This window comes from Pseudomonas sp. NFACC16-2, assembly GCF_900119205.1.
Classification (GTDB): Bacteria; Pseudomonadota; Gammaproteobacteria; order Pseudomonadales; family Pseudomonadaceae; genus Aquipseudomonas; species Aquipseudomonas fluorescens_Q.
Map to the genome: position 1 here is coordinate 13659 of NZ_FPIX01000044.1, position 13502 is coordinate 27160.

The window sequence follows — 13502 nt, forward strand, 5'->3', positions numbered from 1 at the left end:
CGCCCACCTCAGGAGAACTCACACGCGACGCAGGCATCGCCGTTGAGCACGGCGTGTACGTGCCGTAGCTGTTCACCACCGGCCATGGCGGCGAGCAACCGGTCGACAACCAGCGGCATCAGGTGCAGGTCAAGCAATTGGTCAATCAGTCGTGCGCCACGATCATTACGACTGCAACGCTCAACCAGGTGATTCACAAGGTGCCCGCAATAACTGAAACCCAATTGACGACGGTGCAGCCGCTCGCCCAAGCGGTCGAGTTTGACTTCCACCAGTTCACGTAACACCGGCCCGTTGACCGGGTAGTACGGCACCACACACATGCGCGCCAACAGCGCGGGCTTGAAATGTTGACTGAGTATTGGGCGAATGGATTCTTCAAGGCATTCGGCACTTGGTTTTGCGCCGTTTTCGCACAGCTCGTTGATGCGTTCGCTGCCCAAGTTCGACGTCATCAGGATCAGCGTGTTGCGAAAATCAATCTCCCGCCCTTCTCCGTCGTTGGCCAAGCCCTTGTCGAAGATCTGGTAGAAAAGATTCAACACATCCGGGTCGGCTTTTTCGACCTCATCGAGCAACACCACTGAATAGGGCTTTTGCCGCACGGCTTCGGTGAGCATGCCGCCTTCGCCAAAACCGACGTAGCCCGGCGGCGCGCCAATCAGCCGGGAAACCGTATGCTTTTCCTGGAATTCGGCCATGTTGAGCGTGGTGATAAAGCGATCACCGCCATAGAGCAGGTCGGCCAGGCCATGCGCCGTTTCAGTCTTGCCGACGCCACTGGGTCCCACCAACAGGAATACCCCCACCGGGGCGTCGGGTTTGCTCAGGCCCGCAGCGGCAGCACGCATCGCACGATCAAGCGCCCGCACAGCCGGCTCCTGACCACGAATACGAGCACGCAGTTCCGTCGCGAAACTGGCGACTTTCAAATTGTGCTCTCGCGCCAGTTGTGCCAGCGGCACACCGGTCCAGGCACTGATGACCTCGGCTACCAGTCGCGGGCAAACTTCGAAGCTAACCAGGCGTTCATGGACTTGCGCAGCCACCAACGTGCCGTATGTTTCATGCAGCGCCGCTTCCAGGGCTTCGACGCTGAGGGGGTGATCCACCGAGGCTTCCCGTGCCTTGGCCAATTGCTGACGAAGCGACAGTAGGCGTTCCGCAAGAATGCGTTGCTCGGTCCATTGGATTTCCAGCGTTCGGCGCTCGTCTTCGATGGCCTCCAGACGTACCTCCAGCGCTTCCAGCGCCTGAAGATCAATCGATAGGCCGGCCTGCGCATCACGACGCAGCGCTCGGCGCTGGCGCTCGCCTTCGGCCAACTCGCCGCGCAATCGCTCCAGGCTTTGCGGCGCAGCGGCCAGGCTGATGCGCACGCGGGCGCAGGCAGTGTCCAGCACATCCACAGCCTTGTCTGGCAACTGACGACCAGTCAGGTATCGGGCCGACAATTGCGCCGCCGCGACCACCGCATCATCACGCAGGTAAATGCCGTGACTGTTCTCGTAGACCCGCGCCAGGCCACGCAGGATGGTCACTGCCTCACTGACGGTCGGTTCGTGCAATTGCACCGGTTGGAAGCGACGGGCCAGGGCCGGGTCCTTTTCAAAATATTTTTTGTACTCCGCCCAGGTGGTGGCCGCGATAGTACGCAGCTCGCCCCGGGCCAAGGCCGGCTTGAGCAGGTTGGCCGCATCGGCGCCCCCGATGTTGCCACCCGCGCCAATCAAGGTGTGAGCCTCATCAATGAACAGGATGATGGATTTTGGCGAAGCCTTGACCTCGTCGATCACCCCTTTGAGACGACGTTCGAATTCACCTTTTATGCTGGCGCCGGCCTGCAGGAGCCCCATATCCAATGAAAGCAGCTCGACGCCTTCGAGCGCTGAAGGTACTTCTGCGGCGGCGATGCGCAACGCCAGTCCCTCGACGATGGCGGTCTTGCCCACCCCAGCTTCACCGACCACAATTGGATTGTTTTTGCGGCGACGAACGAGAATATCGATCATCTGCCTGATTTCACCGTCGCGACAAAGCACCGGGTCGAGTTGACCCTCACGAGCCTGCCGGGTCAGGTCATGGGTAAAGCGCGCCAGTAGGGAATCGCCCGGCTTGGCGGAGTGATCGACGACCGATTGAGTCTGTTGCGACAAGGCGAAATCTCTCAACCGATCGACACTCAGTCGGGTGAGCAGCGCCTGGTAAGCACTCCCTGCATAGCGAAGAGGGTTGCGCAGCAACGCCAGGATCAACGCGGCTTGTCCGACCTGGCTGCAGCCCAGCTCGAGATTGGCCACCAGCAGTGCATCCTGCAACCATTGCACCAGCTCTGGGGCGAATATCGGATTGCGCGAAGCACTGTGTCCCATCCGTGGTTGCAGCGCAGCGCTCAATTCATCTGCGCTTACCTGGGCATCCTGCAATGCTCGCGCTAGCAGCCCCTGCGGACGCTCCAGCAAGCCCAGCATCAAGTCTTCCACCAGGACTTTGTCTGCGCCACGGGCGACGCATCGCTCGGCCGAGCGCTCCAGATCGCTTCTGGTTTCGGCGTCCAGAGCCTGAATCAGTTGCTGAAGGTCTACGTTGATCATGTCATTCATTCCTAATGAATTTTGCTGCCGAGGGTCACCACGCCATCGGCGCGCTCGTGCCCCAACCAACTGGTCCATCCCAGGCGGCAGATGTTCTGTTCTCCAATGCACAGCTCACGAATGTCCTGCCGGCGCAGGACCAGGCGAATGTCATATTCGAGGGGATCACGCAGGGTGAAACGCACCAGCGAGCACAACGGCTGGTAACCGATGCCGATGGGCAGGAATTCGTGAAAACGCTGCCAGTCCAGTTCGCTGATATGGATCCGGAACTTGCCGCTGCGATCGCGCACCTGTTCACCCAACACCAGGTCTTGGCTCAGCAGGCTATTGGCACTCCCGAGGCGATTGCGCTGTTCGCCAAGGACGTCCACACGCCGCTCGATGCACTGCTCAAGGTTCAATTCGGCGTGCTTGAAGTAATAACGCAGCACGGCCTCAATCAGAGCTGCCGAATGAGCACGAAGACTGAGCAGCCCCAGATACGGCAGCAGACGCTTCCAGTTCAATTGACTGGCCTTGCGAATGTCTTCGCCGCCCAGGCCGATCAGCGCAAACAACTGCTCGGAAAACGGGTCTCTAGCTCCGCTCTGAAAACGTGCGTAGTAACGATACTTGCGCCAGATCGGCAGCATCAGCCGTTGAAGACGGTGATGGAAGACGTCGAGGAAGTCGCGCGTCGGATTGCCGTCCTCCTCCCCCAGGGCCTGCTCACCATAGAACGCCGGTAGCGGCGACCCTGCCCCTACCAGGCTGATCAGGTTCATGCTCAGGCGCGCTCGCACCTGGCCGTGCTCTTCAAAAAACTCCACACGATCGATGTCGCTGGTGGGGAACCCCAGGCTTGGGTTGGCCTGGAACTCCAGCCGGTCATACAGCGCCTCATCATCCAGGTCTGGGTGAGCCTCGCGCAGTCGATCAACGACCAACAACACGGCCTGAAATAGCGAGTACTCGCGTATCCCTTGCGTCAGCACGCTTATAGAAGCGGCTGCTGGCCCATGCGGGGTGTCCATTGATAGACCTCTCCTTGTGTGCTGTTCACCCGCAGTTCGTGGTACGAATTGAGGCTGGCATAAAGCGCGAAGAATTCGTTGAGAACCGAAGCGAAGACGAACAGGTCGCCCTCGCCGATGTAGCCCTGGGGGTCGATGGTCAGTTCGGTGCGCAAGCCACGAACTGGCAAGCCTCGATGCAGGCGGTCGACATGCTGGTGCCTGATCGACTTGAGCCCGTCCAGCAAACGCTTGCTGACCTTCTCTGTCTGCTCGTCGTAGTAGCGCGGAAAATCATAGGTTTCGAGAATCACCTTGAGCGCATTGACGTCCGCCAGCGACAGGTAGTTGAGTGACATGTTGCTGATCAGCTTCCAGAGGAAATCGCGATTGAGCGGGGGAGCGAAGCTCGAAGTGACCGGCCCGATGTTGCGGAAACTCAGCGACTCAGGGCTTTTTTCACCAGGCTGGTCGATGTCACCCGACTTGAGCTGGCGCGGCAGGTTCTGGTTGGTGCACATCAACTCGATCGACAGGGTTTCATGAGGGTGAGTGTGCCGGACACCGAAGCCCAGGCAGGTGTCCAGGCCACCGTGCCGCAATGAAGGGCGCTGACGAACGCTGTAGTAGGGGCGGCTGTGGGGCACATCGAAGCTTGAATCGTGCTCGAAGGATTCGAACGGCACATAGGCCTGATAACCCAAGCCGCCGGGGTTCCAGCCGGTGACACTTTCGACCGAGAACACGCCGCAATGCTCCTGGGCATAATCGGCCGGCAGCAACAGGTATTCGTCCTGTTTGCTGTCCAGGCGGATTGGCTGGGCGTCATGCTTGAACAGATTGACGATCGGCGTGCAGTGAAGCTTTATGTTGTCCAGAGTCGGGCGCATCCGCTGGATACCGCTTTTGCCAATATCGAAGCGCAGTTCCAGGCCCCGCATCTGTTCGACGCTGCCACGCGGAGCAGCGTTGATCACGTCCAGGCCATTGACGTCGACGAACAGGAACTTGTCCTGGAAGGCGAAGTATTCCTGCAGGTAGCGATAGCCGCGAAAGGTATTCAGCGGATACGGGATCAGCGCTTCCTCTTCAGCAAACCCTACCGGCTGGACACGATCGGAGGGCATCCTGAACATCATAGGGCTGCCATCTGCAGCCCGCAGGGCATCGCCGGAGCCGTCCAGTGGGATCAGCTCGATACCTTCAAGGTTACGCAAGAGGCTGAGGTAGAGCATCTGGCTGATGTAACGCTCGCCGGTCAAGTGCAGACGCAATTGGCTCAGTTGCAGTTCGCCCAAATGACCGTCGCAACACATCTCCAGGCGCAGGCTCAACAGCGACCCATCCCCTTTCACTGAATAACTCAACCTGGTCAGATCAAGCGCCAGCACTTCGGTTGAGTAACACGTCAGGAAACGGCAACGCACCTGCTGTACAGGCTTGCTTTCGACCGGTGTATCACGTTCCACCCGCAGTGCGGGGCCGGACCGCTGTAGTGGATCGAACTGCAAGATGCTGAAGGCCGGCAATGGCCGCATGTAGTTCGGCCACAACAGCTGCATCAGCGAATGGCTCAGCTCCGGCAATTGGTCATCGAGCTTCTGGCGCAGCCGCCCGGTCAGGAATGCGAACCCCTCCAGCAGGCGCTCCACATCCGGGTCCCGTCCGGCCTGCCCCAGAAAGGGGGCCAACGCCGGGTTACGCTCGGCGAAATGTCGACCCAGCTGCCGGAGTGCCGTCAGCTCGCTCTGGTAGTAATGATTGAACGACATGTATGGCTATCCTTGTCTGACCTTGACCTGACCGCTGCCGTCCAGGCACGCGGAAAAACTGACCTGTCGCCTGACCCCCTCCACATCCAGCAAAGCGTCGATGCTGAAGGACAGGCGAAGCGGATCGGCATGACTTGGTAATGCAACGACACAGACGTTCCTGAGGCGTGGCTCGTAGGCCTTGATGAACGCCTCGATCGCCTTGCGGGCCTGGCTTCCTGCGTCGTGCAGGCTCAAGCGCATGTCATTGAGATCCGGCAGCCCATAATCGGATAGCGTCTGCACGCTACCCGCCCGGGTACTGAGCATCTTGGCCAGATGCGCAGCCACCGATGTCACGACGCACATCTCACGACTCAAACCCGTGCGCTTATCCAAATCACCGGCCAGGCGCTCGAAAAGGCTGCCATACATCATGAGCGCGCCTATGCCTTGTCCAGCTTGCCCACCAACGACAGCGTGAAATCGGCCCCCATGTACTTGAAGTGAGGCCGTACGTTCAGGCCTACGCGATACCAACCTGGTTCACCTTCAACGTCGCTGACAATGATCTTCGCTGCACGCAGCGGACGGCGACCACGAACTTCGGCGCTGGGGTTCTCCTGGTCGGCCACGTATTGGCGGATCCAGTTGTTGAGTTCACGCTCCAGGTCCGTGCGCTCCTTCCATGACCCCAGTTGCTCGCGCTGCAGAACCTTCAAGTAGTGAGCCAGTCGATTGACGATCATCATGTAGGGCAACTGGGTGCCAAGCTTGTAATTCAGCTCGGCATGCTTGTCCTCGGCGCCGTTACCAAAGAACTTCGGCTTCTGCACGGAACTGGCGGAGAAAAACGCGGCATTGTCACTACCTTTGCGCATGGTCAGGGAGATGAAGCCTTCCTCGGCCAATTCGTATTCGCGTCGGTCGGACACCAGCACTTCGGTCGGGATCTTGGTTTCGATCTCACCCATGCTTTGGAAGTGGTGCAACGGCAGGTCTTCAACCGCGCCACCGCTTTGGGGGCCAACGATATTCGGGCACCAGCGGAATTTGGCAAAGCTGTCGGTCAGCCTTGTACCGAACGCGTATGCCGTATTACCCCACAAGTAGTGCTCGTGGCTATTGGCAACGGTTTCCTTGTAGACGAATGACTTGACCGGATTCTCTTGCGGATCATAGGGGGTGCGCAACAAGAAGCGCGGTACGGTCAGACCAAAATAGCGAGCATCTTCCGATTGACGGAAGCTCTGCCACTTGGCGAACTGCGGACCTTCGAAGTGGTCCTTCAAGTCCTTGAGGTCCGGCAGGCCAGTAAAGCTTTCCAGACCAAAGAATGTCGGACCGGCCGCGGCGATGAACGGCGCATGGGACATGCAGGCGACACTGGACACGTACTGCATCAACTTCACGTCCGGCGAGCTTGGCGACATGAAGTAGTTAGCGATGACCGCACCCACCGGCTGCCCACCAAACTGACCGTATTCAGCGGTGTAGATATGCTTGTAAAGGCCTGACTGCATGACTTCTGGCGAATCCTCGAAGTCGTCCAGCAAATCGTCCTTGGAGACGTTGAGCATTTCTATCTTGATGTTTTCGCGGAAGTTGGTGCGGTCCACCAGCAACTGCAAACCGCGCCATGCCGACTCCAAGGCCTGGAACTGTGGGTGGTGGAGGATTTCGTCCATCTGGCGACTGAGCTTGGCGTCGATCTCGGCGATCATGCGATCAACCATGGCCTTCTTGACCGGCTCGCCGCTGTTTTGCGGCTTGAGCAACTCTTCGATGAACGCAGACACGCCTCGCCTGGCAATGTCGTAGGCGTCATCGTCCGGGGTCAGGCGAGTCTGGGCGATGATGTTCTCAAGAATGCTGTAATCAGCGTTGTCCGGGCTTTGCTGCTGTAGGGCATGAGTACTCATGTCTCGGCTTCCTTGGCTGAAATAATCAAGCGTTCTTCGCTGCGGAGTTCAGACCCAGCTCATCCAGTACGCGGCGGCGGGAATCGTCATTGCCGAGTACGCCTTCGATGGCCTTGCGGAACGCTGGCGCGTTACCCAGTGGCCCTTTGAGCGCCACCAGGGCGTCACGCAACTCCATCAGTTTGCTGAGCTCCGGCACTTGCTCGACCAGGCTCGCCGGGTTGAAATCCTTCATCGAGTTCACACGCAGCTGTACTGCCAGCTCTTCAGTTTCGCTTTCTTCCTGGAGACGATTCGGTACGCTGAGGGTCAGGTTCAGCTCCTGCTTGGCCAACACTTCGTCGAAGGTCATCTTGTCGATGCCAATCGGCTTGCGATCCTCGATCTTGCGTTCATCCCTGCGGTGGGTGTAATCACCGATCGCCAACAGTTTCAACGGCAGTTCAATTTCTTCCTGGGCACCGCCGGTGGCAGGTTTGAAGGTGACGTTGATGCGTTCCTTGGGGGCGATCGAGCCTTCTTTGGCCATGACTTTCTCCTGACAATTTTGGACCCGAAGGCCTATTCAATGACCCGTTCCAGGTCGAGGTGACACAACCTGCGATAGGTCTCTTCCTTGCACTCGCGTATGACGTGGTTCTGAGGCAATAACTCGCAGCAGCTGTGCAACAAATGCAGCACCTGTAACTCCAGAGTGGGCTCCCAGGTATTCAGGCCGGCGTGTTGCAATGTCTGGTCGAGGACCTCGAGCTGGACTTTCGCGAGTTCGTATTTCCTCGCCGAGAAGCACAAGCGAGCCATCGCGAACCGCCAGAGGAAACACTCGCGTGCCCCACGAGCGTTTTGCATGCCTTGCTTGAGTAACTGGACGGCGGGTTTGAGGCCATCCGTGGACAGGATCGACTGGGCCTCTTCCAGCGTCAGTTCCCAAGGCGCATCGTTGTGGGTGGTATCGATTTCGGGCGCCGTGCCAGGTTTTTGCAGGTGAGGCATGACCTGGGACGCTATCCACGCCCGCGTGGCGGGATCGGCGAACGGCGTACCGTCATGCCAGCGCAATTCGATAACCCCCGGCAGGCGCTGGATGAATAGCGCGAAATGAACCTCCACTTCACCCATGGCCAACTCGGCGTTCAACCCTTGTAAGCACTCCCAGGCAAGCCGCTGACCGTCGAGCCAGAACGGAGCCTTCGCCAGGCTGGCCTCGATCTCCACCAACAGGTTCGCGTAATCGCCTTGGTGGAGACTGTCCTGATAAGTCTTGAGTTTGTCCGCCGGCACCCCACGCAGCTGCGTGATCTGCTCGGCGTTGCGCTCGGGCATGACGTCAATGGTCAGCCAGGTCAACGTACGATTCAGGCGCAGGGCCCGAACGTCGGTAGCTTTTTGTTTGAGCCACCAGTTGCATAACGACCCCGCGTTCTCCTGCTGGGCACGCAGGGCCTTGTGGGCTTCTTTTTCGTTTTCAATCGGAGCACCAGGCATGAGCAGTTGGCTAGCAACTTGCTTCACCTGAGCCACTACCGTCCCAATGGCACCCGCCTGCGGCAGGTTGTCAGTGGCACGCTGGATCATCGTGTTGAGGCGCCGACACAACGGGAGCAGCAGAGGCGCGTCATCACCCAAGTGGGCGGTGCAAACGGTATCGAGCCCTTCAAGTTGCTCTGTCAGATGGCGGAAGAGCGGCAGTTGCTCCTTGATCGCAATGTCATCACCCAACGCCTGCTCCAGGCGAGGCACCAACCAATTGATGCTGGCGGCACGGGTTCGATTTTTGATCGGATGAATGTCAGGCCAATGGTTTTTACACAAGTGGTGCAAAAGACAGAGACCTGCCAGCAGCCCTTGGAAAGACTCGCGCTGATACAGCGCCCAAACCAACCAGGCCGCCACCCGCAAGTCCTTCGACTGGCTACGCAGTAGCGCTTCACTTCCTTCACGGATCTTCAGCCAGTCGACCTGGCCGCTTTCGTGCATCGACTGGGCTTTGCCCAGCTCGCTTTCCAACGCCTCGTATTCATTCGAAAAACGCACGTCCGCACCCGCAAAACCCTCTTTGGAGATGGGCGTTTTGGCGAGAGCCAGATAATGGGCGGACAGCTTTCCGGAATACGACATTCACGACCCTGTTAAGAAAATTCAGTTTTTGACATGGGCAGTTTTGGCAACATGGTTACTCAAGGTAAATATTCGATTTCGCTTGTAGGAAGTTTCACCAAATGCAATCCGGCACAACTCAAAACTCACACCCCCAACCAGCGGAACGCAGCGAAGAATGCCAAAGCTTTAAAAATAAAAAAGTAGGATCTTTCCTTTTTTTTCAAAAAAATTAGCCATACTGAAACCCCCAATGCAAATTTTTTTCTGTCAAGTTCCAAACTCCATCGACCCAACTAAAATCACTTCAAATCATTTCATTCTCAAGTCCCTACTTGCTGCAAAGAGAACTCCTACATCCTTTTCTTTTTTTACGAGTCTCTGCACGTTTCCCCATCAAGACTGCTTCAATGTGATCAGGAGTCAAAGCCAACGCCCAAGGACCTGCGAATGTTCCACACTTCTGATTTGCGAAACTTTCATCTCACAATTCCTGAACTCGAACATGACCTCCAAGTGTTAGCCTTCGAAGGCTGCGAAGCCATTAGCACACCTTATTCGTTTGATATCGAACTCGTCAGCGAGCAAAGCGATATAGACTTGGAATGCTTGTTAAACCAGCAGGCATTTCTTGCATTCAACAAACGGGGAAGCGGTGTTCACGGGCTGATCTATCGTGTTGTACAAGGAGATACCGTAAAACGCTTGACGCATTACAAGATAAGACTGGTTCCACGATTGGCTTACTTGGAACACCGCACCAACCAGCGCATTTTTCAACACGTCAGTGTGCCGCAGATCATCACATCGATCCTCAAGGAGCACGGTATTCTCACCGACGCCCATCGCTTCCAGTTAAGTGCAGGTTATTCGCCTCGTGACTACTGCGTGCAGTATCGAGAATCCGACTTGCACTTCATTGAGCGCCTGTGTCACGAAGAAGGCCTGCATTATCATTTCCAGCACAGTGAATCGGGCCATCATCTGGTATTTGGTGATGACCAGACCGTATTTCCCCGACTCGAGCACCGCACCGTTTATAAACACGGCAGCGGCATGGTTGACGACGAGCCGGTTATCCATCGATTTGGCCTGCGACTGGAGACCCGGACCAGCCGCGTCACGCGCCGTGATTACGATTTCAAGAAGTCGACATTCCTGCTGGAGAGCAGCTGTCAGCCCGGCATCGAAAAAATCCGACCAGACTTGGAGGCCTATGATTATCCGGGCGACTTTACCCAGGAAAAACGCGGCAGGTTATTGAGCCGGCGAGCCCTGGAACGCCATCGCATCGACTACCGCCAGGCCGAAGGAAAGAGTGATCAGCCGGCACTGACGACGGGGCACTTCCTGACATTGAGCGGGCACCCTCGTCAGGAATGGAATGATCTATGGCTCCTGACCGAAGTGCATCACGAAGGCAAACAGCCGCAGGTGCTGGAGGAAATCACCCCCAGCGACACTGGCAGGACTGCAGATCACTTCAATCAGGGCTATCGCAATCACTTCGTTGCCACGCCTTGGGATGCGACTTTTCGTTCACAACGGGTTTACCAAAAGCCACGTGTATGGGGCAGCCAGACGGCAATCGTCACGGGGCCCAAGGGTGAAGAGATTCACTGCGACCTGTATGGCCGGGTCAAAGTCAGGTTTTTCTGGGATCGGACGGGGGACTTCAACGACGGCAGCAGCTGTTGGTTACGAGTCGCCTCCAATTGGGCGGGCAACCGCTACGGAGGCGTCACGATTCCGCGGGTGGGCATGGAGGTGCTGGTAACCTTCATTGAAGGTGATCCCGACAAGCCCTTGATCAGTGGATGCCTGACCAACAGCGCCAACGCTACGCCCTACCCGTTGCCTGCGCACAAGACCCGCACCGTATTTCGTTCTTGCAGCTCGCCGGGCAATAAAGGCTTCAACGAGCTGCACCTGGAAGACCGCGCTGGCCAGGAGCTGATCTATCTGCGGGCCCAGCGCGACATGGAACAGAAGATCGAAAACGACAGCCGACTGGAGATTGGCAATGAGCGGCGGGAAACCGTCAGGGGCAACAGCATCACCGTCCTGCACGCCGAGGAACATCGGACCACCGCCGCCGACCGTATGGTCCAGGTCGAAGGCAATGACTACCTGCGCGTCGCCAACCGCCATACCTGTGTCGATCAGACACTGGCCGTCGAAGCCGGGCAGCAAATCCATATCAAGGCTGGCGCTCATGTAGTCGTTGAAGCAGGTGCATCCCTCAGTTTGAAAGCCGGGGGCCAGCACATCCTGATCAACCACAGCGGTATCTACAGCAGCAGTGAAATCCAGCTCGGTGGCGCCCCCATGGCCAGCGCTACCGCTTCATCATTCACGCCTGGCTTGACGGATCCCTTGGCGGCTCCAGCCCCAATACTCGCCCCCACTCAACGCGCTCTGATAACGGCCAGCAAAGCAGCGGGATTGGACTTTTGTCCGATCTGCGAGGCCTGCCGCGAGGGCCTCTGCCCAATGGAAATCGCCGCCGCATGACTCGCTCACTCCCCCATCAATGGTTGATCGAACAACAACGCCTCGGCCACACCCTGTGTGTCGTCCTGGACTCAGAAAATGAGCACCACACGCGACAGGCATTGCTCAAGAACAGTCGCCCCGACCAGTACCTGAGCGTGTACAGCCAAACGCTGGTCTCCGACCTCGCTGACGCCGGCCCCTTTGTCTTCATCTTCGATCGGCCCGGCGACGAACACATCAATGAATTGATCGACCGGCCGGACAGCCGCTGGGGATGGCTCGCCAGCCTTCCCAAAGAGGGCCTGCCAACGTTGGTGGAACACTGGCGTGAACGGCTGATCATCGGAGAGCGCCCCCATCAGGCGCTGTACCGCTTCCATGACAACCGGGTCTTGGCCCGGGCGCTCAAGCACCTGCCCGTTGAAGCCTATCCGGCCTATCTCGGGCCAGCGATCAGTGTCTGCTATTGGCGGGGCACTTGCTGGGCAAGCACCTATAACCCGGCTCCGGGGGCATATCCGCTACCCGATTCGCCGCTTTGGCTGCAGGTGCCTGTTACTCCGCAGCAAGCGATGCAGACGCGCCTCCTCAATGCCCGCCGCTTCCTGTTGGCCGAGCATGTCGAGGCCTTCGCCTCCCTTGCCGAGCACCAGGACCCGGTGGCGTGGTTGCGTGCCACGCTTGATCAGGCCGAGGCCTGGCACTGGCAGGCGCCCGAGCAGTTGGAGTTTTTACTGACCCAGCGCCTGCAAACACCCGCCCAGGCGCTAGCGCCGTACTGGCAAGTACGTTCAGCTGAAAGCCCCGACGAGCATTTTGAACGGGTGCGCCTGACGGCAGCGTTTTGGCAGGGAGATACGCCGCCATGAAACAGGCTTTGTGCATTGCAAGTTTGAGCGGCCTGGCGATGACGGCAGGTTGTGCCAACACACAGCCGAACACGTTTACTTTTACGGCAGATTTGCCGCCTGACTTTGCCTACCAGGCGGCGGTGTACTACGTGCCCGCCCCAGGCGAAACCTGCACCGTCGAGACCCGGTATAACAAAGCGCCGGTGTTCAATAGGGAGTGGCGCAAGGCATACAAAGCTGATTCCGAAATCATTATTCGCCGAACCCGTATGGGTTGCCCACTGGTGATCAATCGCATCGAGCTCGAAATCAACTCCGCCTATGGCAAGGACTGGGGGGATATCAGTCAAGATTCAGCCAACGTCGTGATTCGCGATGAGCTGGAAGCGCAATACAAAGGCACGTTCAGCGAAGCGGGTGAAAGTACTTTCTATGGCCAATGCCAGTGGTTGTTCCGTACTGCTGGGCCCAAACGACGCATCGTAAAAATCCTCGACTGCAAAAAAACCAACCCACAGGGCGAGCTTGGACATGGGCGTCCTTTCTCGGCGTACACCCTTGATCAACTACCGGGTAAGGCCGTGAGGATGAAGATCAAATTGGCGGACGAGGAAAGACCCGCCATTGGAGACACTTGGGTGAAGGTGCCTAACGGTTGGAAACGCTGCATGGGCAAACACTTTGAGGACCCATACGCATTTTGTTATGGCAATTACCAGGACTTCAGCGATTTTCAAATGCCCGACGGACAGAAATGCACTATTTACCCCGATTGTACGGAATAAGGAGATTCGCG

At 57.8% G+C, this 13502-nt stretch carries 10 protein-coding genes; 3 read left to right on the top strand and 7 right to left on the bottom strand.

All coding sequences use genetic code 11. The features are described 5' to 3' along the window. Window positions 1-8: 8 nt before the first annotated feature. Genes tssH through tssA form a run of 7 tightly spaced genes read right to left on the bottom strand, consistent with a single transcriptional unit; the run spans window position 9 to window position 9380 of the window. The gene (gene tssH, locus BT116_RS25285) at window positions 9-2594 is read right to left on the bottom strand and encodes a type VI secretion system ATPase TssH (RefSeq protein WP_072348101.1); all 2586 of its coding nucleotides are present in this window, start codon (window positions 2592-2594) and stop codon (window positions 9-11) included. Between the two features lie 11 nt (window positions 2595-2605). Continuing rightward, entirely contained in the window at window positions 2606-3610 is a 1005-nt protein-coding gene (tssG, locus tag BT116_RS25290; RefSeq protein ID WP_072348063.1) for a type VI secretion system baseplate subunit TssG, read from the bottom strand. Next, window positions 3574-5361, bottom strand: coding sequence for a type VI secretion system baseplate subunit TssF (tssF, locus tag BT116_RS25295; RefSeq protein ID WP_072348065.1), 1788 nt, complete (start codon window positions 5359-5361; stop codon window positions 3574-3576). The genes tssG and tssF overlap by 37 nt, the downstream gene beginning before the upstream one ends. Before the next feature lie 6 nt (window positions 5362-5367). Beyond that, window positions 5368-5778: a type VI secretion system baseplate subunit TssE gene (gene tssE / locus BT116_RS25300; RefSeq protein ID WP_072348067.1), complete on the bottom strand. Its 411-nt coding sequence runs from the start codon at window positions 5776-5778 to the stop codon at window positions 5368-5370. A gap of 8 nt (window positions 5779-5786) precedes the next feature. Then, window positions 5787-7262: a type VI secretion system contractile sheath large subunit gene (gene tssC, locus BT116_RS25305; protein ID WP_072348069.1), complete on the bottom strand. Its 1476-nt coding sequence runs from the start codon at window positions 7260-7262 to the stop codon at window positions 5787-5789. 25 nt (window positions 7263-7287) lie between these two features. Further along, the gene (tssB, locus tag BT116_RS25310) at window positions 7288-7791 is read right to left on the bottom strand and encodes a type VI secretion system contractile sheath small subunit (RefSeq protein ID WP_072348072.1); all 504 of its coding nucleotides are present in this window, start codon (window positions 7789-7791) and stop codon (window positions 7288-7290) included. A 32-nt stretch (window positions 7792-7823) separates the two neighbouring features. Further along, window positions 7824-9380 carry a type VI secretion system protein TssA gene (tssA, locus tag BT116_RS25315; protein ID WP_072348074.1) on the bottom strand — a complete coding sequence of 519 codons (1557 nt, stop codon included), beginning with the start codon at window positions 9378-9380 and terminating at the stop codon, window positions 7824-7826. Between the two features lie 429 nt (window positions 9381-9809). On the opposite strand from tssA, the gene BT116_RS25320 reads away from it, so the two are divergent. The 3 genes from BT116_RS25320 to BT116_RS25330 are packed head-to-tail and all read left to right on the top strand — an operon-like array spanning window position 9810 to window position 13491. Next, a complete protein-coding gene (locus BT116_RS25320) occupies window positions 9810-11873 on the top strand; it encodes a type VI secretion system Vgr family protein (protein WP_072348076.1) in 2064 nt (687 codons plus the stop codon). After that, the gene (locus BT116_RS25325) at window positions 11870-12724 is read left to right on the top strand and encodes a DUF4123 domain-containing protein (protein WP_072348078.1); all 855 of its coding nucleotides are present in this window, start codon (window positions 11870-11872) and stop codon (window positions 12722-12724) included. Before BT116_RS25320 ends, BT116_RS25325 begins: the two co-directional genes overlap by 4 nt. Next, window positions 12721-13491 carry a hypothetical protein gene (locus BT116_RS25330; protein ID WP_072348080.1) on the top strand — a complete coding sequence of 257 codons (771 nt, stop codon included), beginning with the start codon at window positions 12721-12723 and terminating at the stop codon, window positions 13489-13491. Before BT116_RS25325 ends, BT116_RS25330 begins: the two co-directional genes overlap by 4 nt. The last annotated feature ends 11 nt before the right edge of the window (window positions 13492-13502 follow it).

Bases quoted from the DNA above. Each gene is read 5' to 3' on its own strand.
- tssG (WP_072348063.1), bottom strand. From the start codon at position 3,610: ATGGACACCCCGCATGGGCCAGCAGCCGCTTCTATAAGCGTGCTGACG.
- tssA (WP_072348074.1), bottom strand. From the start codon at position 9,380: ATGTCGTATTCCGGAAAGCTGTCCGCCCATTATCTGGCTCTCGCCAAA.
- BT116_RS25320 (WP_072348076.1), top strand. From the start codon at position 9,810: ATGTTCCACACTTCTGATTTGCGAAACTTTCATCTCACAATTCCTGAA.
- BT116_RS25325 (WP_072348078.1), top strand. From the start codon at position 11,870: ATGACTCGCTCACTCCCCCATCAATGGTTGATCGAACAACAACGCCTC.
- tssH (WP_072348101.1), bottom strand. From the start codon at position 2,594: ATGATCAACGTAGACCTTCAGCAACTGATTCAGGCTCTGGACGCCGAA.
- tssE (WP_072348067.1), bottom strand. From the start codon at position 5,778: ATGATGTATGGCAGCCTTTTCGAGCGCCTGGCCGGTGATTTGGATAAG.
- BT116_RS25330 (WP_072348080.1), top strand. From the start codon at position 12,721: ATGAAACAGGCTTTGTGCATTGCAAGTTTGAGCGGCCTGGCGATGACG.
- tssB (WP_072348072.1), bottom strand. From the start codon at position 7,791: ATGGCCAAAGAAGGCTCGATCGCCCCCAAGGAACGCATCAACGTCACC.
- tssC (WP_072348069.1), bottom strand. From the start codon at position 7,262: ATGAGTACTCATGCCCTACAGCAGCAAAGCCCGGACAACGCTGATTAC.
- tssF (WP_072348065.1), bottom strand. From the start codon at position 5,361: ATGTCGTTCAATCATTACTACCAGAGCGAGCTGACGGCACTCCGGCAG.